The organism is Oceanobacillus longus, assembly GCF_042650085.1.
GTDB classification, from domain to species: Bacteria; Bacillota; Bacilli; order Bacillales; family Amphibacillaceae; genus Oceanobacillus; species Oceanobacillus longus.
Map to the genome: position 1 here is coordinate 1 of NZ_JBHSAO010000010.1, position 18,950 is coordinate 18,950.

18 protein-coding genes are annotated in these 18,950 nt (G+C 37.5%); 5 read left to right on the forward strand and 13 right to left on the reverse strand.

Annotated features, from left to right (window positions below; translation table 11 throughout):
* Positions 1-497 precede the first annotated feature (497 nt).
* The 8 genes from ACFOUV_RS13295 to fni all read right to left on the reverse strand — a co-directional run bounded on the left by ACFOUV_RS13295 (position 498) and on the right by fni (position 8,652).
* Positions 498-1,205: a SurA N-terminal domain-containing protein gene (locus ACFOUV_RS13295; protein ID WP_379497273.1), complete on the reverse strand. Its 708-nt coding sequence runs from the start codon at positions 1,203-1,205 to the stop codon at positions 498-500.
* 238 nt (positions 1,206-1,443) lie between these two features.
* Complete coding sequence (locus tag ACFOUV_RS13300; RefSeq protein WP_379497274.1) at positions 1,444-2,391, reverse strand: siderophore ABC transporter substrate-binding protein; 948 nt, start codon at positions 2,389-2,391, stop codon at positions 1,444-1,446.
* Positions 2,392-2,746: 355 nt separating this feature from the next.
* The gene (locus ACFOUV_RS13305) at positions 2,747-3,502 is read right to left on the reverse strand and encodes an iron ABC transporter ATP-binding protein (protein ID WP_379497275.1); all 756 of its coding nucleotides are present in this window, start codon (positions 3,500-3,502) and stop codon (positions 2,747-2,749) included.
* Positions 3,496-4,446: an iron chelate uptake ABC transporter family permease subunit gene (locus tag ACFOUV_RS13310; RefSeq protein WP_379497276.1), complete on the reverse strand. Its 951-nt coding sequence runs from the start codon at positions 4,444-4,446 to the stop codon at positions 3,496-3,498. Before ACFOUV_RS13310 ends, ACFOUV_RS13305 begins: the two co-directional genes overlap by 7 nt.
* Entirely contained in the window at positions 4,436-5,389 is a 954-nt protein-coding gene (locus ACFOUV_RS13315; protein WP_379497277.1) for an ABC transporter permease, read from the reverse strand. Before ACFOUV_RS13315 ends, ACFOUV_RS13310 begins: the two co-directional genes overlap by 11 nt.
* A gap of 290 nt (positions 5,390-5,679) precedes the next feature.
* Complete coding sequence (locus ACFOUV_RS13320; protein WP_379497278.1) at positions 5,680-6,402, reverse strand: DsbA family oxidoreductase; 723 nt, start codon at positions 6,400-6,402, stop codon at positions 5,680-5,682.
* A gap of 147 nt (positions 6,403-6,549) precedes the next feature.
* On the reverse strand, positions 6,550-7,005 hold the full coding sequence (locus tag ACFOUV_RS13325; protein WP_379497279.1) for a DUF2188 domain-containing protein: 456 nt from the start codon (positions 7,003-7,005) through the stop codon (positions 6,550-6,552).
* Positions 7,006-7,596: 591 nt separating this feature from the next.
* Positions 7,597-8,652: a type 2 isopentenyl-diphosphate Delta-isomerase gene (gene fni / locus ACFOUV_RS13330; RefSeq protein WP_379497280.1), complete on the reverse strand. Its 1,056-nt coding sequence runs from the start codon at positions 8,650-8,652 to the stop codon at positions 7,597-7,599.
* Between the two features lie 137 nt (positions 8,653-8,789).
* On the opposite strand from fni, the gene ACFOUV_RS13335 reads away from it, so the two are divergent.
* Positions 8,790-9,329 (forward strand): HD domain-containing protein, encoded by a 540-nt coding sequence (locus ACFOUV_RS13335; RefSeq protein ID WP_379497281.1) that lies wholly within the window; start codon positions 8,790-8,792, stop codon positions 9,327-9,329.
* A gap of 206 nt (positions 9,330-9,535) precedes the next feature.
* A complete protein-coding gene (locus ACFOUV_RS13340) occupies positions 9,536-11,284 on the forward strand; it encodes a methyl-accepting chemotaxis protein (protein WP_379497282.1) in 1,749 nt (582 codons plus the stop codon).
* 56 nt (positions 11,285-11,340) lie between these two features.
* Here the strand turns inward: ACFOUV_RS13340 and ACFOUV_RS13345 are convergent, their stop codons facing one another.
* From ACFOUV_RS13345 to ACFOUV_RS13355, 3 genes are read right to left on the reverse strand one after another with little or no spacing between them, the layout of a single operon-like run.
* Positions 11,341-11,904, reverse strand: a complete 564-nt coding sequence (locus tag ACFOUV_RS13345) for a DNA-3-methyladenine glycosylase I (RefSeq protein ID WP_379497283.1) — start codon at positions 11,902-11,904, stop codon at positions 11,341-11,343.
* A 1-nt stretch (position 11,905) separates the two neighbouring features.
* Entirely contained in the window at positions 11,906-12,748 is an 843-nt protein-coding gene (locus tag ACFOUV_RS13350) for a sulfurtransferase (RefSeq protein ID WP_379497284.1), read from the reverse strand.
* 1 nt (position 12,749) lies between these two features.
* Positions 12,750-13,250: a GNAT family N-acetyltransferase gene (locus ACFOUV_RS13355; protein WP_379497285.1), complete on the reverse strand. Its 501-nt coding sequence runs from the start codon at positions 13,248-13,250 to the stop codon at positions 12,750-12,752.
* Between the two features lie 683 nt (positions 13,251-13,933).
* Here ACFOUV_RS13355 and pepT point away from each other — a divergent pair.
* Positions 13,934-15,163: a peptidase T gene (gene pepT / locus ACFOUV_RS13360; protein WP_379497286.1), complete on the forward strand. Its 1,230-nt coding sequence runs from the start codon at positions 13,934-13,936 to the stop codon at positions 15,161-15,163.
* 20 nt (positions 15,164-15,183) lie between these two features.
* Here pepT and ACFOUV_RS13365 read toward each other — a convergent pair whose 3' ends face one another.
* The gene (locus ACFOUV_RS13365) at positions 15,184-16,380 is read right to left on the reverse strand and encodes an MFS transporter (protein WP_379497287.1); all 1,197 of its coding nucleotides are present in this window, start codon (positions 16,378-16,380) and stop codon (positions 15,184-15,186) included.
* A gap of 229 nt (positions 16,381-16,609) precedes the next feature.
* On the opposite strand from ACFOUV_RS13365, the gene ACFOUV_RS13370 reads away from it, so the two are divergent.
* Both ACFOUV_RS13370 and ACFOUV_RS13375 read left to right on the forward strand, forming a co-directional pair.
* The gene (locus tag ACFOUV_RS13370; protein ID WP_379497288.1) at positions 16,610-17,677 is read left to right on the forward strand and encodes a D-alanyl-D-alanine carboxypeptidase family protein; all 1,068 of its coding nucleotides are present in this window, start codon (positions 16,610-16,612) and stop codon (positions 17,675-17,677) included.
* Positions 17,678-17,812: 135 nt separating this feature from the next.
* Positions 17,813-18,340, forward strand: coding sequence for a hypothetical protein (locus tag ACFOUV_RS13375; RefSeq protein ID WP_379497289.1), 528 nt, complete (start codon positions 17,813-17,815; stop codon positions 18,338-18,340).
* Positions 18,341-18,390: 50 nt separating this feature from the next.
* Here ACFOUV_RS13375 and ACFOUV_RS13380 read toward each other — a convergent pair whose 3' ends face one another.
* Positions 18,391-18,930, reverse strand: coding sequence for an HD domain-containing protein (locus ACFOUV_RS13380; protein ID WP_379497290.1), 540 nt, complete (start codon positions 18,928-18,930; stop codon positions 18,391-18,393).
* Positions 18,931-18,950 lie beyond the last annotated feature (20 nt).

The window sequence follows — 18,950 nt, forward strand, 5'->3', positions numbered from 1 at the left end:
TACTGTACGTTGCCATAAACCTAACCCCCATAAATTATTTTTACTCTAACTTATGGGGGTCAGGTCAAGTTCGCGGGCGGCTGGTGAGCCCCTTCATGCTGACGCATTTCAGTGTCTCACCTATGCCTTTCCTCCCGCAGGAGTCTTCGTATATTTCCCAGAGCTGGCTAGAAGGTTGCTAATAATTACTTTACTTGTGTAGCTAAAATTGCAACATACAGCCTCACCAGTCCGGGTGAGCGAAGGGCGGTGACTCCTGCGGGAACAGCACGTGTCCGAAGACCAGAAGAGTGGTTTTCTCTTCGGGGCTGAGGCCGTGCCCGTGGAAAGCATCCGCCCGCAGCGATCCCGGACGGCGGGAAAAGCAGTTACTTCGCAATTTATATACTTTGTGAGAAAACAACAATTCTTTATTTGGGGACGATTTACTGCAGTTCCAATCTTATAAAAAAACAGTCATGAAAAAGCATCGCTCCAGTAGGAAGCGATGCTTTATTTTATAATACAGTTTCTACCTCAGCGTCTTTTTTCAATTCCTCCACTTTGGCACGTAACTGTTCACTTTGTTTTTCGTTCACAAGTATTTCTTTAATTTGACCTTCTACTTCTTCCAATTCACCAATTTCTTCATTTTGCCCTTTCAGCTGATCATAATATTCCTGTATTTCCTCATCAGAAACTTCCGCCTCAAATTCATCTACATATTTTATAGTAATCAAGTCATCCATAAGCTGTTTTTGGAAGTCTTCTTCCGTCATCTTGTATTGATCCAGTAATGCGGTAAATTCCTCTTCACTACTCGTTTCTTTAATGGTATTTAATTCTTCCTGCGCTTCCTCTTCCGTAACTTCGATACCTTCTTTTTCTGCATCCTGTTTAATGAGCGCTTGCTCAACAAGAATATCTACCGTTTGATTTTTGATCAACTCATGATCACTCACATCTTGTCCATACTGATACATTGTCGTTTTCACTTGACTGTAAATTGGGTTATAGTCTACCCCATTAATCTCTTCCCCGTTAACAACCGCCACTGATGTGTCTTCATCAAGCTTTTCCTCTTCCGTTATTTCCAATTCCTGTTGTGCCTGTTCAGATGTTGTATTGTCCTCTGTATTTTCACTTTCCTCTGTTTCATCATCACCGCAGGCTGCCAAAGAAATGATTACAGTAAGTGTTATTAATATCATTAAAAGCTTTTTCACGCTTTTCCCTCATTTCTATTAAGTCTTCCTTCATTCAACCATATATGTACATTCAATATCAAGTATATAAACTACTCTATTTTTGCAATAGAGATTGCAAGGACGGCGTTCATGGTCCATATTTACATTTGATTAACAAATTAAAGGAATATTTACTAACATTTCCCTAGAAATTGAATAGAACGCAAAAGCTGCAAAAAAAGCAATCAGCATATTATAAATGCTGATTGCTTTTTATTTATTTTAAACTTGCGTCGATTTCGTTGATCATTTCTGCAACGGATGTTAATCCACCACCAGAAAGGTACCAATAATCCGGGTTTAAATAAATAATATTATCATTTTCGTATGCTTTTGTATTTTCGACTAGTTGATTTTCTACTAGTTGTTGTGCAGACGTATCTCCACCAACAGCTGCTGTTCTATCTACTACATATAATAGGTCCGGATTTTTTTCCGTAACATATTCGAATGTAACGTTCATCCCATGTGTTGATGCTTCAATAGATTCATCCACTGGTGGTATACCAAACACATCATGTATCAGACCAAAACGGGAATTTGGACCGTATGCACTGATCTTATCATCATTAGCTAAAATAATAAGTGCCTTTTTTTCTGATTCTGTAGCTTTTTCATTAACAGCAGCAATCGACTCATCAATTGCAGTCAATTCTTCATCAATTTCATCCTGGGCACCGAAAATTTCTCCGACAATGTCCATATTTTGTTTGAACGATTCCATATAATTAGTTGTATCTACACCTAGATGAATCGTCGGCGCAATTTCTTCCAGCTGGTCATGTAAAGCAGCCTGACGTGCGGAAATAATAATTATATCCGGATTAATTTCTGCAATTTTCTCAAAATCTGGTTCTTTTAAACTTCCAATATTTTCATAATCTTCGCTTGCATATTTTTCCAAATATGCTGGAATTGTTCCTGATTGAGGTACTCCCGCAACATCTACACCTATTTGATCCAATGTATCCAAGATCCCAAAGTCAAAAACAACAATGTTTTCTGGATTTTTAGGCACCTCTGTCTCTCCAAGTTCGTGGGACACAGTGACTGTCTCTTTGCTTTCCGTATTTTCCCCTGCATTTGTTTCCTCGTCCTCTGAGCCACAAGCAGCAATGAATAGAGCCAATAGACTCATCATAAGTATTAGCCAAGTTTTCTTCATATAAGATTACTCCCTTTTGTTTAAAATATATTATTAAAAATAACAAATGTCGTATGATTATGCAGGAACTCTCGAATTTAATATATCCAATCAAAATGAGCAGCAGTATTTCCAGCAAATGAGCTGTTCTATTTATGTTTCCAGTCATGTTTTGAGCGCTCAAAACATGCAGGATTTTATATTTTATAAGCAAAATCATTTACCAAATCTTTTAGATGAGGTAAACTAAAGGTAAGTTATTGGTCCTTTATAACAGTTTGGTCAGTTGACTATTCAGTTATACGGGGCTTTTTTTTTGCTCTCATTTTGTTGGTAAACATAAATTCTTTATCCACACAATCACATTTCATTGTTATTAGAAATACACACAGATACGTCTGTTATCAATTTCTTTGATATCAATATCCATATCATAGATATCTTTAAGCACACATTTGTCGATTACGTCACATGTGCGCCCCTGTTTGACGATCTTTCCATCTTTCAGGGCTACGATTTGGTCGGAATAGCATGATGCAAAGTTAATATCATGAATAACAAGGAGGATGGTTTTACCCATTTCATTTACAAGCTTACGTAATGTCTTCATGATTTGTACGGAATGACGCATATCAAGATTATTCAATGGTTCATCAAGTAAAATATACTCGGTATCCTGAGCAATAACCATTGCAATATGTGCGCGTTGACGTTGCCCGCCACTTAATTCATCCAGATACTTATCTTGTATTTCACGAAGCTCCATATAATCAATTGCTTCATCAATTTTATCATTATCTTCTCTCTTTAATTTACCCTGAGAATAAGGAAAACGACCGAACGAAACCAGTTCCCGAATTGTTAATTTCAGATTGATTGCATTGGATTGTTTTAAAATAGAAATTTTCTTAGCTAATTCATTATTTTTAGTATGCATAATATCCTGGCCATCGATTGTTATGGCACCATTATCTTTTGCTATTAGACGGCTAATCATGGAGATTAATGTACTTTTACCTGCACCATTTGGACCGATAAAGGAAGTTATTGTTCCTTTTGTAATTTCAAGGGAGACATCTTCAATCACGTTCTTTTTATTATATGATTTAAACACATTTTTCAAATCTACCATTTTTTATTCTCCTTTAACAAAAGATATATAAAGTACACGCCACCGATAAAGTTAATAATAACACTGATTGTTGTATCAAATGTGAATACTTTTTCTACAATGAATTGACCACCCAGCAAAGCAATCAAAGCTATAAAAATAGAGCTAAGTATAATATAAAAATGACGATAGGTCTTCATAAATTCATAAGCCAGATTTACAACCAACAGACCAAGGAAGGTAATTGGACCGATTAGGGCTGTTGATACAGAGATTAATATTGCAACGATAATCAATAACCGTTTAACAACATAATCATATGGCACACCAAGGTTTATTGCCTCGTCTTTCCCTAGCGCTATGACATCCAAATATTTATAAAAACGAAGGAAATAGATCATGACTGCTACGATAATGATGATTGACAGATAAACCAAATCTGTATTTACATTGTTGATACTGGCAAACATCTGATCCTGCGCAACCATGAATTCGTTTGGATCAATAAGTACCTGCATGAAATCAGTAAAGCTTCCGAAGAATGTACCAAGTATCATCCCAATGAGAAGCAGGAAATAGATGTTGTTCTTTTCACCTTTGAATAGGAAACGATATAAAAATAATGAAAATAGGATCATAGCCCCAATTGATATAAGGTAATTAATTTCACTAACCATCATGACAAGCGAATTGGCACCGAAAATAAAAATAATAAAGGTTTGAATCAGCATATAAAGGGAATCTAACCCGAGTACACTTGGTGTCAAAATCCTATTATTTGTAATTGTCATAAAAACAACTGTTGCAAACGCGATAGCCCCACCTGTGATGACAATGGCTACCACCTTTATAATTCTTCTTGGTAAGATATAGTCAATATTTCCGCTTAAATCATAAAAGATATATAACAATGCTAGTAATAATGTGATTGCGGCAAGGATAATTGTTTTCTTTTTAAAGCCCATATTTTTTTCTCCTTAATAATAGATAGATGAAGATTCCACTACCTATAACCCCAACGGTCAAGCTGATTGGAATTTCATAAGGATAAATGATAACTCTGCCGATGATATCGCAAAACAGTACAAATACCGCACCTAGCAATGCTGTATGTAATAATGACTTCTTTAAATGGTCTCCCTGATAGATGGTAACAATGTTAGGTATAATCAAGCCAAGAAATGGAATAACTCCAACTGATAGTACTACAGATGCAGTTACCAATGCACTAATGATCAATCCAAGATTTACTACTTGCCTGTAGTTCAGACCAAGGTTTTTCGAAAAATCTTCACCCATACCTGCAATCGTAAACTTATTGGCATAAATATATGCTAAAAACAGGATAGGTACACTTACAAACATTAATTCATAATTTCCGCTCATGATCATGGAGAAATCTCCTTGCATCCAAGAAGACATATTCTGGATAAGATCATTCTGATAAGCGAAAAATGTGGATATGGAACTGATGATATTCCCAAACATTAAACCAATTAAGGGAATAAATATTGCATCCTTGAATTTAATTTTCTCTAGGATTTTCATGAAAATGAATGTACCCAACAAAGCAAAAGCAAATGATACAAGCATTTTTTCCAATGGGCTGGCTGCAGTGAAAATCATCATGGAAACAAGAATTCCAAGCCTTGCAGCATCTAAAGTACCTGCAGTAGTTGGGGAAACAAACTTATTTCTCGTTAATTGCTGCATAATCAAGCCAACAATACTCATGCTCATTCCTGCAATAATAATACTTAACAGTCTAGGAATTCTACTCACAAGTAATACTTGCTGCTGCGCTTCAGTTAAATTAAATATGTCAAGAGGTGATAAATTAGAAACACCTATAAAAACGGATGTAAATGAAAAAATCACTAATGCTAGAATTAAATACCTTATTTTCATAGACTGCCCTTCTCTTCAAAAAGCGCTGCGTTTCACTCTAGTAGCAAGTTAGACTAGACCAGCGTCTTTCCTGTATCCCCAAGATTGTTTAACACTATTAATATAGTGTTATTAATAATTATTATTACCTTTAAATCACTCTAAATAAGAATGATATTCATTATCAATTAGCCTTACAATTATCAGTATAACAGAATTACAGTTACCGTCAATAAAAACAATCACATTTTCCAATAATTATATAAGCATAAAAAAGCGTATCGCGAATATCCTTCTTCGCGATACACTAATTATTTGTTATCAACATCGCAACCTTCATCCGTACAATAGGAAGTTTCTGACTTTTTGGGGTTCAGTGACTGCAATACTGGTTTTTCCTTCTCTTCATCCCATACTTTTTCCAGTACTTCTGAAAATACTTCCGGAGGTTGGGCCCCGGAAACCGCATATTTTTCATTGAATACAAAAAATGGTACTCCTTGTACTCCAATTTGACGGGCAGTATCAATATCTTCATTTACTCGATTTCTGTATTTATCGGAAAGCACTACTTTTTCAACCTCTTCTTTATCCAATCCCACTTCTCCAGCTAGTCTGATTAATGTATCATTATCGCTCATAAGCTCAGATTCGGTAAAATAAGCATATAAAAATCGTTCGGTAATTTCTTTTCCTTTCCCTTGGCTCTCAGCATATTTGGCTACTCGATGAGCATCAAAGGTATTTGCATATTTCATATCATCAAAATTGTATGTTAATCCAACACTTGCAGCTTGCTGACCAACTTGCTGATTCATTGTTTTAACCTGTTCAAGAGGCATTCCCTTTAGTTCAGAAAATGTTTCATAAAAACCTTTACCAGGTATATGCTTTGCAGTCGGGTCAAGCTGATAGCTTTTATATTCTACTGATATACTTTCACGATGCGGAAACTGTTCCATAGCATTTTCCAGTCTACGTTTTCCAATATAACAGAACGGACATACAAAATCGGACCAAACTTCAATCTTCATAAAAACACACCTCGTTTCTTTTAAATATTGTAGCATAGGACAAAGTCACCCTAATAATAATATGCTTATATGAACAAAAGGAATGACGGCTTGTCAATAAGGCATGTAAAAGGCTACCCACTATAGAGTAGCCTTTACCATATTGATTTAATTATTAAATGATTGTTCATCCTGTACCGATCCATCCTGTTTATAAATTGTTAATGATGTACCTTTGTTTTCAGCTATTTCCCGGGCTCTTTTGATTGCTTCATCTTTCTTATCAAAAACTTCGGTTGCACGGTCGGAACCACTTGACTTTACAGCCCAACCATCTTCATGTATTACAACCTCTTCTGCTTCTTTTATACGTTCAGGATTGCTGTCATATTTTTTTCCTTCTTTTGAACGTTGTGTTGGTTTACCATGTTTTCTGTAATCATCGATTTCATCTTTTGATGCATTTTCATACCATTCCTTTGCTTGCTCTATAGCTATCGGTATTGCCCGTCCTTCTTCATAACCTTCATCCACCATAGCATTGGCAATGTCAATTGCTTTTTTCTTCTTAACTTCATTTAGATTTTTCATGGAAGTTGGGTAATCATTTAAATTCCACGGCATTTTATTACTCTCCTTGTTTTTTACTTTACTTTTACCCTAGTTCCAGTCTGCAAAACATAGTTAAATTGAAAAGCCAGACATAATCATTACAGAATTGAGATAAAATGCGACGTAACTGCTTATCCCGCCGTCCGGGCTCGCTCTGGGCGGATGCTTTCCGCGGGCACGGCCTCAGCCCCGAAGAGAAAACCACTCTTTAGGTCTTCGGACACGTGCTGTTCTAAGCAGGAGTCACCGCCCGCCGCTCACCCGGACTGGTGAAGTTGTATGATGTTATTTTAGCTACCCCCCCCCCCCCGTTAATGTAGTAATCGTCAGCAACCTTCTAACTAGCTCTGGGAAATATACGGAGACTCCTACGGGAAGAGAGGCATAGGTGAGAACCTGAAATGCGTTAGCAGGAAGGGGCTCACCAGCCGCCCGTGGAAAGCGAAGTATATTTCCCAGAGCGGTCGCCGAAGTAACTTATCCTAGTTCGGAGTTTAAACATTTTATGAAATAACAACAATTCTTTCGGTAGGAAGAGTAATTGTGGCCTTCATCGTTTAGAAACAGTCTAAAAGAAAAACAGCTAAAGCCCTGGTACTGACCTTAGCTGTTTTCTTTCATTAAAGATTGCCCCATGACACTGACACGATTTGTATTTCTTAATTCTTCCAGATTTTTTACGCCAATACCAAACATCGTCATCTTCAGTTCAAGTTCAATTTGATCCATTGTTTGTTTGACAGCTTCTTCTGATTCAGTAGCCGCCTTCAGCAATTGACGTGCGTAACCGATGATATCGGCTCCAATCGTAATGGCTTTTGCTGCATCCACACCTGTTTTCATTCCACCACTTGCAACAAGTGGTGCATCTGGAAGATTGCTACGTACAGATACAATGCAGTCTTTCGTAGGATTTCCCCAACTATTAAATGCTTCTGCAGCCGCTTTTTTTAGTGGGTCGCGCGAACGCAGTTTTTCCACCTGACTCCAGGAAGTTCCACCTGCTCCAGCAACATCTATATAGGATATTCCAGCATTGTATAACTTTTCTGCAACTACACCATCAATTCCAAATCCAACCTCTTTGACACCAACTGGCGCATCCAGCGTTTTACAAACTTGTTCAATTTTAGGCAGCAGATTTTCAAAGTTTAAGTCTCCTCCGTCCTGAACTGCTTCCTGCAAGCTATTTAAATGAAGCACAATCGAGTCCGCACCAGTTTTATCAATAATCCTTTGGCATTCTTCCGGACCATAGCCATAGTTAAATTGCACTGCACCAATATTGACGATTAAAGGAGCGGTAGGCGCTTGTTCTCGAATAAGGAAAGACTCTTTATGTTTATCACTTTCCAGAAAGGCTCGTGTTGATCCAATCGCAAGTGCCCAACCATTTCTCTCAGCAGCTAGAGCAAGGTTTTGATTAATCGTTGTAGCAAGCTCTGAACCGCCAGTCATTGAACTTACTAAAAACGGCGCTTGGAGTTTCTTATTTAAAAAGCTTGTTTCCAGCGTAATATCCGCAAAATTTATTTCCGGTAATGCATTATGTATAAAATGAATTCCTTCCAGGCCAGTAGACTTATTAACACCTTCCACATTTCCAGTTAGACAAAGACGAATATGCTCGGTTTTCCGTTGATTGATTCCTTTTTCCATAGGTGGTACCTCCACTAATTTTAAAATAATCTTTACTTTATAGTTTACTTGTTTAGCCTATAAAATGAAAGAAAGAGCTCTTAACATTCATATGGTATATTTGAGTTATTATCCGGAGAATAAAGGAGAGGAAAATATTGAAAGAAAATGCTAAAGAATATGCATCCAAGGCACATAGAGGACAAACTCGGAAGAATTCCGATGCACCCTATATAACTCATCCAATACGTGTAGCAGAAAGACTTGAAGCAGCGGGGTTTAGTGATGAATTAATTTGCGCTGGATATTTGCATGATGTAGTGGAAGATACACCCGTAGAGATAGAGGATATCGAAAGAGAATTCGGCCCGAAAATTTCTCATATTGTTGCAGCTCATACAGAGGACAAATCAAAATCGTGGCGAGAGCGTAAACAGCATACAATTGACACTGTAAAAAATGCTGAAAAGGAAATTAAATATTTAATTATAGCAGATAAACTGGATAATCTAATCGGCCTTGAAGAAGACTTGAAGCAAAAAGGAGATGCTATTTGGAAAAAATTTAATGCGGGGTTTAATGAGCAATTATGGTATAACCATTCGATCGTTAAGAATATGTATGCTGGATTAAGTAACGAAGATATTCCGGCCTATTTCAAAGCGTATGAGGTAGTGGTGAAGCGTGTTTTCGGATAGATAATATTTACACTCAACTTACTTCTTTCGTTTATTTAATAAACCAGAAGCTACTTGATGTTCCTGGTTTTCATTTTACCTATTATTCATTTCACCCTGGTACACTGCCATTTAAAAAAGCCAAATTTTAAAACAGGACTTTATACTTAGCTGTATTATTCCGATATATAACATATGACATTTCTGTTTTAATTTGGGGGGATTAGATGAACGTGAAAAAAGGTAAAAAGCGATTCAACAAAGACAAGAAAAGATCACTTAATTGGAAAAATATACGTATAAGCAATAAATATTTAACTGTTATTTCTATCATTGCAGCATTATTCTTACTAAGCAGTAGCGTTGTTTTTTTTCAATTCAATAAAACGAATGATGATATAAAGACCATTGATGAGATAAGCATATGGGTTAATGATATGATGCAATTAACTTCAACCATACAGCAGAAAGATGTACTAATTGCCGACTATTTATTAACACAAAGGACAAACTATATCGACTCATTTAACGCGTATACGGAGGATCTTCAATCTTTATCAAACAACTTAGAACCAACATTGACTACCGATGAACAAAAGGGAATTCTAAATAAAATCCTAGCAAATGATGAAAGTATTAATGATACTTTTTTCAACAAGATGGTCCCTGCAGTTGATGAGGGTCTAATCACATATGCAGCTTCATTAAGGAACTATTCCTCTGACTTACGTAACGAAAATACTGAACTGGTAAATCAGTTAATTGACATCACGGAAATGAAACAAACAAAAGCCATTCAATCGGCAACTAATAGTATGGATGCAAGCAAAATCACCCTCGTGATAGCAAATGTTCTTGTTGTTATTATTGGGTTTGTACTAACATTACTAATTAGTCGCAGTATTAGAAAAGGACTTAATAAATTGGTGACTATAACAACCGAATTGGCAAACGGTAATCTCTTTGTTAGCTCCATTGAGTATAATGGTAAGGATGAAATTGGACAACTCGCTTCATCCGTCAACCTCATGAAGAATAACATACAGAAGATTATTCAGAATGTATCTTCAGCCAGTGTTGCTGTTTCCAGCAGTAGTAAAGAACTGACACAGTCAGCCAATGAGGTCAAAGAAAGGAATACTCAAATTGCATCCACAATGGAGGAAATTTCGTCAGGGGCTGAAACACAAGCTAACAGTGCATCAGACTTGTCAGAAAGCATGAATGAATTTGTTAAGGTCGTCGTTCAATCCGAGAAAAGTGGACAGGAAATTTCAGATACTTCGAATAATGTTCTTACGCTTACTACAGATGGTACTGACTTAATGAGAAAGTCAGTTAAACAAATGAAATTAATTGATCACATTGTTTCCGACTCCGTAATTAAAGTAAAAAGCCTGGATAACCAGTCTAAAGAAATATCTAATCTGGTTTCTGTTATTAAAGACATTGCTAGCCAAACAAATCTCCTCTCTTTGAATGCAGCAATTGAGGCTGCTAGAGCAGGAGAGCATGGCAAAGGATTCGCAGTAGTTGCGGACGAGGTTAGAAAGTTATCTGACCAAGTAGCCTCTTCTGTAGGTGAAATCACCTCCATTGTTAGCAACATTCAATCTGAAACAGGACATGTTGTAGAATCTTTGACCACTGGCTACAATGAAGTTCAAGAAGGATCCAATCAAATTGAAGCAACAGGAAAGAGCTTCGATACAATCAATGATGCAGTCACCGAAATGACTGCAAAAATCAAGATTATCTCAACTAATCTTAAAGACGTTGCAACTAGCAGTAATTCCATGAACCATCTAATAGAAGAAATTGCTTCCGTATCAGAAGAATCTGCAGCTGGCGTTGAACAAGCAGCTGCTTCCGCACAACAAACAGCAAGTTCGATGGAAGAAGTCTCTCATAGCGCAGAAGAACTTTCAGCGCTTGCAGAGAGATTAAACGAACAACTTAAAACATTTAAACTGTAAGACTACATTCAGGGTATTTCCTTTTAAGGAAATGCCCTGAATTAAAACATATTATTTCATTTTTGATGGTATAAAAAACATTCCTTCGTATGGTCATTTACCATACCTGTAGCCTGCATAAACGCATAGCAAATCGTTGGTCCAACAAACTTAAAACCACGTTTTTTCATGTCCTTACTCATTTGCTCCGATCTTTTTGTTTTTGCAGGAACTTCCGCAAGTGAATCCCAATCATTTTTAATTGGAGAGCCATCAACAAATTGCCAACTATACTGATCAAAGGTTCCAAACTCTTCCTGAACTTGCAGAAAAGCTCTTGCATTTGTAATAACTGAATTTATTTTACTTTTATTTCTAATAATACCCGCGTTTTGTTGCAAACCAGCTATTATTTTCTCATCATATCTACTGATTGCCTCTGCGTCAAAATCCTCAAATGCTTCTCTATAATTACCTCTTCGTTTTAATACCGTAATCCAGCTTAATCCCGCCTGTGCACCTTCCAATGTAAGCATTTCAAATAATTTTCTATCATCATGAACAGGGACGCCCCATTCGTCATCATGATAGTTTATATAGATAGGATCAGATGTAACCCAATCACAACGTTCTTTACCCATTCTAATTCTCCTCTAAATCGATTTCGTTTTCATCAAAGGATATCCAATCACTAAAGCTGCCCGGATATAGTTTTACATTAGTAAATCCTGCTGCTTTTAATGCAAGGATATTCGAACATGCGGAAATACCAGAACCACACGAAACAATGATTTCATCGTCTTTGGATAAACTTGCAAAATGGTCTTGTAACGCTTCCCCTTTTCTCCATGTACCATCATCCGAGAGCACATCTTTCCAAAAATAATTTTTAGCGCCCGGAATATGACCTGCTTTGCTGTATAACGGCTCCCATTCCCCTAAGTATCGCTCTCTTGCCCGTGAATCAATTAATAAGGCGGTATTTGTTTTCATTTTCTCCTTAACTTCGTGCATATCTAAGATTCTATTACTATTAATTACAGGTTGGTACTTCTTAGCTTTCAACGAAGGAAGTTTTTCTGTCACTTCACTTCCTTCTTCCACCCAGCGATTATAGCCACCTTCAAGAATATACACTCTTTCATGACCAATTGTCTCCAGTAGCCACCATAATCTTGCAGCAAACATCTCATTGCCTTGGTCGTAAATAACGACCGTTGTATTTTTATCAATCCCTATATTTCCAATTTTCGATGCAAACAGTTTAAAATCTGGTAGTGGGTGACTGCCACCGTGTTTTCCTACCCTGCCGGACAAATCTTTATGAAGATCTAGATATACTGCTCCAGGCAAATGATTTTTTAGATACATTCTTCTCCCTACATCATGATCATCCAACTGAAATCGGACATCTACAATTACCGTATTGTTTAAATGGTTTTCCAGTCTACTCTTTAATCTGCTCACACTAATTAAATTCGTCATCCTATCCCTCCAGTAATTTACTCATATAATATTCATCTACAAATCTACCTTTTATGAATAAAGAATTTCTTTTTATACCTTCTATCCTAAATCCCGATCTCTCATACAATTTTACAGCAGCTCGATTTTCTTTAATTACAGTTAATTCCAGTCGATGGACTTTTTGCTTAGAAGCCCAACGTTCCAACTCCTCAAACAATGCTGTTCCGATGCCTCTCCCCTGATATTCGTTTCTGATACCTGCAACTATGTAAGCACTATGCTTATTCCTTTTTGTATTCCCACCTATTACAAAAAGATAACCGACCAACCGTTCATCCTTTTCCACTATAAAAATTGTAGAATTATGTGATTTAGAAAGCCCTTTGATCATTTCAGATTGTTTTTCAGCTGAAACTTCCCTTTCCCCCGCTTCATACAGCATGTAAGGACTCTCAGTCTCAACCTGCTCTACAAGTGAAGCAAGCTCTTCTGCATCTTCAAGTATAACTTGTCTAATCATTCACCCACTCCTGTCTTTTTCCTTGGCTCTTTGTTTTTTTTAAATTGCAGAGTTGAGATAAAATGCGAACTAACTACTAGCTGATTTTCAAAAATCGTGTGCTTCTATTGCCGTCCGGGATCGCTCTGGGCGGATGCGCATCCTTAGGGCACGGCCTCAGCCTCCTCGCGGAAAACCCACCGCTGCGGGGTCTTCGGACACGTGCTGGGACTGCGATTACTCGCCCCACCGAAAACATTTGTTCCCGCAGGAGTCACCGCCCGCCGCTCGCCCGGACTGGTGAAGCTGTATTATGCTATTTTAGCTATCCGAAAGTGTAGTTATTGTCAGCAACCTTCTAACCAGCTCTGGGAAATACACGGAGACTCCAGTGGGAGGAAAGGCATCGGTGAGACTCGGAGTGCGTTAGCGCGAGGAGGCTCAACAGCCGCCCACGGAAAGCGCAGTGTATTTCCCAGAGCGGTCGCCGAAGTTTATCTTTCGTCGTAGTTTATAGATTTTATGAAATAACAACAATTCTTTTCGGTGGGACGAGTAACGCAGTCCCAATCGTTTAGAAAAAAAACAGCCTTATCTAATGATACCATTTCGACAAAAGTATTCAGAATCCTTTTTACAGTTATTTCGAGTTCCGTTATATACTATGGTAAAATAATATTAAAATGAAAAGGAGCGATAAAATAATGAGAGAAGAAATTATTGACCGCTTTACTACATACGTACAGTTGGATACACAATCAAATGAAGATTCCAAAGAGACACCTTCAACTTCAGGACAATGGGATCTTATAAATTTATTGTCCGATGAATTGAAGAAAATTGGTATGGAAGATGTCGTTTTTGACGAAAATGGCTACTTAATGGCTACTCTTCCTTCAAATACAAATAAAGAAGTCCCAACCATAGGTTTTCTTGCACACGTAGATACCGCGACAGACTTTACCGGAAAAAATGTGAAACCCCAAATCGTGGAAAACTTTAACGGAAATGATTTAATACTGAACCAAGAATTAAATGTTGTCCTATCCTCCAAGGATTTCCCTGAGCTTCCAAGCTATAAAGGACATACAATTATTACTACCGACGGTACAACATTGCTAGGTGCAGACAATAAAGCAGGCATAGCAGAAATTATGACTGCGATGAATCATCTAATTCAGCATCCTGAAATCAAACACGGGAGGATTCGTGTTGCCTTTACTCCGGATGAAGAAATCGGCCGCGGGCCTCATAAATTTGATGTGGAACGTTTTGATGCTACCTATGCTTATACAGTGGATGGCGGTCCGCTTGGTGAATTACAATATGAAAGTTTCAATGCGGCTGCAGCAAAAGTAACGTTTAAAGGCAATAGCGTTCATCCTGGTACCGCAAAAAATAAAATGGTAAATGCCGGAAAATTAGCTGCTGCATTCATTACCAAGTTCCCGGAAAATGAATCTCCGGAACAAACAGAAGGCTATGAAGGCTTCTATCATCTTATCTCCGTTAACGGTGATGTGGAAAACGCAATGGTCTATTACATCATCCGTGATCATGACAGAGAAAAGTTCGAGGAACGAAAAACTACCATGCAGAAATTTGTTCAGGAAATGAAAGAAACCTATGGCGACGCTGCTGTTGAATTGAATATGTCGGACCAGTATTACAATATGGGTGAAAAAATTGAACCCGTTAAAGGAATCGTGGATATTGCCCGTCAGGCGATGAAAAACCTGGACATTGACCCTATCGTTGAACCAATTCGCGGAGGAACAGATGGTTCCCAATTATCGTATATGGGATTGCCAACCCCAAATATTTTTACAGGCGGCGAGAACTTCCATGGCAAATTCGAATATATCTCTGTAAATAATATGGAAAAAGCATCCAATGTCATTGTAGAGATCTGTAAGTTGTTTGAAGCTGAATAATATACAAGTCAGGTTCTATATTAGAATCTGGCTTCTTCCTTTTCATCAATAAAAAAAGAAGCCGTCAGTCCAATTGCCATGAGAGCAGCCAGAACAATAAGTGTGATAAAATAACTTCCATGATGCATAAGCCATATGGATAGTAAAGGACCTAAAGTAGCACCTATAAATAGAATGAAAGCATAAAACGATGCTGCCATAGCACGTTCCTTCCCGCCAAAATTCCCGACTAACAACATGATTGCGGGAAATGTAATCGAAATACCTGCTACATAAAAAATACTCATCAGCGCGATAACAACCAGATTCGTTGCCATTCCGACTGCTACTAATCCTACTACGCTCATGAACAACCCCGTTCGAAAAACAAGTAAAAGGCCATACCTCTTGATAAGACTCCCTGCTAACAGAGAAAGAATCATTCCAATAACACCGACTGCACGAATAGTGAGGATTTCCTTATCGGATAAATAAAAAGGTGAGCTGCTCAAATATGCACCAAGTATTGTGTACATGCCAATAAATGTTAAAAGCAGCATCATGGTAATCAGATAACAAATTAATAAATTTTTATCTGTGAATATTCGTTTTACTGTTAAAAAGTAATCTTTTATAATCATGCTCTTAGCTTCGGTCCGATTTTCGTATAGAAAAAAGTATACAGCAATCGCGCAACTAAAATATAAACCTCCAAAAATCAAGAAAATTTTCTGCCAATCAAACGTTTGATTAATAATTCCGGCCACCACCTGACCGAAAATTCCTGCAGTCACAAAGCCGAAACTTATAAAGCCAATAACGGTAGCTATTTTAGTTGTAGGAAAAACATCATAGACATATGCCAATGCTGAGGGAGCAAATGTTGCAGCAACAAGCCCTTGCAATCCACGCAACAGTACAAATAGAAGAAAGTCATCGATAAATCCAATTGATATGGAAACTGCTGTTAAACAGCATAATCCGAATAAAATAATAGGTTTACGCCCAAATCGATCTGATAATGGTCCAAATATTAGAAAACCAATTGCGTAGAAAACAGAAAATATGCTGGTTGGCCAAGCAGCAACACTTGGCTCTACGTGAAATATCTCAGAAAACTGACTCGTTAAGGGTGTTGTAACATAAACACTGGATACAACAAATAAAGCACAGCAAAAAAGTAATAGCGTAAGAATTAGATCACTACCCCTTGTTTGATACCTTTCATTCATGTTCATACTTTAATCCTCCCCTGCAATACATAAGATATGAAGACATAAGGACTTTCATAACCCTGCGAAGTTCACAACCTATTAAAATTTTCCAACCTTTCCGAATGAATTGTATTTTAACTGGCTACTGTTCTTGTAAAGGCATATGTGAGAAAATGATGATACGTTTATACTTCTGATATGTTGAATAAAACATAATTTACAATAAGGCAGATTCTCAAGGGAGATATGTATCATGTTTAAGAAGCGACTAACTATTTCGTTTATAATAGTTACAATATTATGCACTATGTCAGCATGCTCATTATTTGATCAAACGTTTGATCAAATAGATGAAACAGGTGAAGCTCCTTCAAATTCCACCCCGGAACAAGAGGGGAATAAGTCGGAGCCAAACCCGGATCCGGAACAAGACGAGCAAGCTATCCTTATCCCAGAAGACTCTCTTCAAAAGAAAGATAAGGGAGATCAAGTGATAAAACTGCAAACTGTATTCAATCATATGGGATATGAGTTAACTGTGAATGGTGAATTTGATGATGCCACTGCATGGGCCGTAACTGATTTCCAGTTACAGAGCGATTTATTGTTAGCATCAGGGATTTATGATGAGTCAACAAAAACAGTATTAAAAGATGCAATCGAAAATAACGTACCAATTACTGCTGGGTCGGGATTGCCCCAAAAAGTAGAACCTGCATTTACAGACTCTGGTACAGAGGTTATTGCAAACCCTTATGATCAGCTTGCACTCATCAATAAAGAACACGCCCTGCCAGCAGATTATATTCCAGAGGATTTGGTATTTCCTAATGTCCGTTTTCCTTTCACAGAAGATTTGCCAAAAAAACAGATGCGAGAAGCAGCTGCAAAATCTCTAGAAAAATTATTTGCTGCAGCTGATGAAGCTGGACTTGAACTATTTGCTCAGTCTGGGTATCGTTCTTATGAAAGACAGGATGCTATCTTTACTTCCAATTCCCTCGAGCATGGGGAGGAAACAGCAAATACTTTCAGCGCACGTCCTGGTGAAAGTGAGCATCAATCTGGACTTACAATGGATATTACTAGTCCTAAAGTTAACTTTGATTTAATTACTGACTTTGGGGATACGGATGAAGGAAAATGGATTGAAGAAAATTCCGCAAAATACGGTTTTATTATACGCTTCCCAGAAGGAAAAGAAGAGATTACTAAATATCAATATGAACCATGGCATCTTCGTTTTGTAGGTGAAAAGGCTGCAAAGGAAATCATGTCCCAAGAAATTACATTGGAAGAATATTTAGAGACAGTAGAATAAAACGATAAATCCTGTTCATAAAGAGCAGGATTTTTTATGATTAAATTATTAAAAAGAGGGTATTTTCTCTGTATGTAACATAGGAGACCGATTATTTTTCCTATGGATTTCACATTTACAGGAGTTGGTGCTGCTATGTTCGGTTTAATGGATTTTTTAAAATTAACAATGTCAATTTTTATTATTTTACCTATCGTATCGATTATTAGAGAATTTGGTTATTTAATTGCCGGTAAAATCTTTGGAGTTAAAGAGGCAACCATTACGATCGGTTCAGGTCCTTATCTCTTCAAATTTTGGATATTCGAAGTAAGAAGATTCTATTTCATGTACAGTTGGTGTCATTATGATTCGCTCGAAAGAGATACTAAAATTGCGCATATATTTATATACGCCTCCCCTATACTTGCCAATTTGTTTGTTGCATTAGGCATTAACGCACTTTTGGCAAATGACTTACTTGAATATGAAACATTTTGGAACCAGTTTATTTTTTACGCCTTTTATTTTTTGCTTTTTGATGCGATCCCAATGTATTACCCCGATGGGCAGCCAAGTAATGGGAGAGTGGTCTATGATATGATCCGTTATGGAAGACGCAGTGATTTCAGGCGAAATGACCCTCAAATGGATGTACCGAGTGAGGCGGAAGACGAGAAATGAGAACGACTTAAAAATGGATAGAGTAAGGGGGGGAAAAGAGGGGTAGCTCTTTATACATTTTCCGAGAAGCGTGCATTCTTAGTTAATGCGGAATCAATTTGTTTATCCAATGCCTTTATACGCTCAAGAGCAACATATTCCTCAATTTGTTTATAATGATGATTTCCGCCATTTTCTTCGTCTGCTTCATCTGCCAATGATACAACCTGCTGCAATGGTTTTAATTTCAGTTCTCCTTTTGGTAAATAAGAGTCCGTATGAAGCAAAATAGCAACTGCTATTTCTTTTGCAGCCTGACGTTCTTCTCCAATGCGAATTAGCAATTTATGAGCCCTGCTAGCACCCTTTATTGCATGAATATCATTCTCTTTGTACAACTCATAATCCCACTCTCCGTCTCGATACCATGTATAATGCCCAATATCATGAAGCAGCGCAGCCTTCGTAGCATGATCTGGATTTACATCGAACCGTTCGGAAAAAAGATATGCATATTCTGCGACGGCAATAGCATGTGCAATACCTGACCTTTTTAAATATTTCTGTGTAACAGGATGCGTAAAAACTTGTTCCAGTGTTACCTTCCTCATAGAAACATTCTCCTTTCCGT

Coding starts and splice junctions, on each gene's coding strand:
- ACFOUV_RS13370 (WP_379497288.1), top strand. CDS start 16,610: ATGTTTAAGAAGCGACTAACTATTTCGTTTATAATAGTTACAATATTA.
- ACFOUV_RS13380 (WP_379497290.1), bottom strand. CDS start 18,930: ATGAGGAAGGTAACACTGGAACAAGTTTTTACGCATCCTGTTACACAG.
- ACFOUV_RS13325 (WP_379497279.1), bottom strand. CDS start 7,005: ATGCCGTGGAATTTAAATGATTACCCAACTTCCATGAAAAATCTAAAT.
- ACFOUV_RS13300 (WP_379497274.1), bottom strand. CDS start 2,391: ATGAAGAAAACTTGGCTAATACTTATGATGAGTCTATTGGCTCTATTC.
- ACFOUV_RS13315 (WP_379497277.1), bottom strand. CDS start 5,389: ATGAAAATAAGGTATTTAATTCTAGCATTAGTGATTTTTTCATTTACA.
- ACFOUV_RS13340 (WP_379497282.1), top strand. CDS start 9,536: ATGAACGTGAAAAAAGGTAAAAAGCGATTCAACAAAGACAAGAAAAGA.
- ACFOUV_RS13375 (WP_379497289.1), top strand. CDS start 17,813: ATGTTCGGTTTAATGGATTTTTTAAAATTAACAATGTCAATTTTTATT.
- pepT (WP_379497286.1), top strand. CDS start 13,934: ATGAGAGAAGAAATTATTGACCGCTTTACTACATACGTACAGTTGGAT.
- ACFOUV_RS13320 (WP_379497278.1), bottom strand. CDS start 6,402: ATGAAGATTGAAGTTTGGTCCGATTTTGTATGTCCGTTCTGTTATATT.
- fni (WP_379497280.1), bottom strand. CDS start 8,652: ATGGAAAAAGGAATCAATCAACGGAAAACCGAGCATATTCGTCTTTGT.
- ACFOUV_RS13305 (WP_379497275.1), bottom strand. CDS start 3,502: ATGGTAGATTTGAAAAATGTGTTTAAATCATATAATAAAAAGAACGTG.
- ACFOUV_RS13310 (WP_379497276.1), bottom strand. CDS start 4,446: ATGGGCTTTAAAAAGAAAACAATTATCCTTGCCGCAATCACATTATTA.
- ACFOUV_RS13350 (WP_379497284.1), bottom strand. CDS start 12,748: ATGACGAATTTAATTAGTGTGAGCAGATTAAAGAGTAGACTGGAAAAC.
- ACFOUV_RS13365 (WP_379497287.1), bottom strand. CDS start 16,380: ATGAACATGAATGAAAGGTATCAAACAAGGGGTAGTGATCTAATTCTT.
- ACFOUV_RS13355 (WP_379497285.1), bottom strand. CDS start 13,250: ATGATTAGACAAGTTATACTTGAAGATGCAGAAGAGCTTGCTTCACTT.
- ACFOUV_RS13345 (WP_379497283.1), bottom strand. CDS start 11,904: ATGGGTAAAGAACGTTGTGATTGGGTTACATCTGATCCTATCTATATA.